2 rRNA genes are annotated in these 508 nt (G+C 46.9%); both read left to right on the top strand.

Annotation, left to right across the window (positions count from 1 at the left end):
- Nucleotides 1–60, top strand: a 16S ribosomal RNA gene (locus ACOTXI_RS24275); the annotation flags it as partial.
- Between the two features lie 200 nt (nt 61–260).
- Nucleotides 261–508: ribosomal RNA gene (locus ACOTXI_RS24270) — 23S ribosomal RNA — on the top strand; the annotation flags it as partial.

Below are 508 nucleotides of genomic sequence, written 5' to 3'. Positions count from 1 at the left end.
ACTGGGGTGAAGTCGTAACAAGGTAACCGTAGGGGAACCTGCGGTTGGATCACCTCCTTACCTTAAAGAACCTGCCTTTGTAGTGCTCACACAGATTGTCTGATGAATGATGAACTTCTGAATGTACTTTTGAGTGCATTAAGAAGTTTTGCTCTTTAAAAATCTGGATCAAGCTGAAAATTGAAACGACACATCTTAAATGGTGTGTTCGAGTCTCTCAAATTTTCGCAATCATGAAGTGAAACATCTTCGGGTTGTGAGGTTAAGCGACTAAGCGTACACGGTGGATGCCCTGGCAGTCAGAGGCGATGAAGGACGTGCTAATCTGCGAAAAGCGCCGGCGAGGTGATATGAACCTTTGACCCGGCGATGTCCGAATGGGGAAACCCAGTGTGTTCCGACACACTATCGTTAACTGAATACATAGGTTAACGAGGCGAACCGGGGGAACTGAAACATCTAAGTACCCCGAGGAAAAGAAATCAACCGAGATTCCCCCAGTAGCGGC

The organism is Enterobacter cloacae complex sp. BZL2005 (assembly GCF_049238885.1).
Lineage (GTDB): Bacteria > Pseudomonadota > Gammaproteobacteria > Enterobacterales > Enterobacteriaceae > Enterobacter > Enterobacter roggenkampii.
The sequence above is the reverse complement of the archived record's forward strand: the minus strand, read 5'-3'. Positions and strand labels throughout refer to the sequence as shown.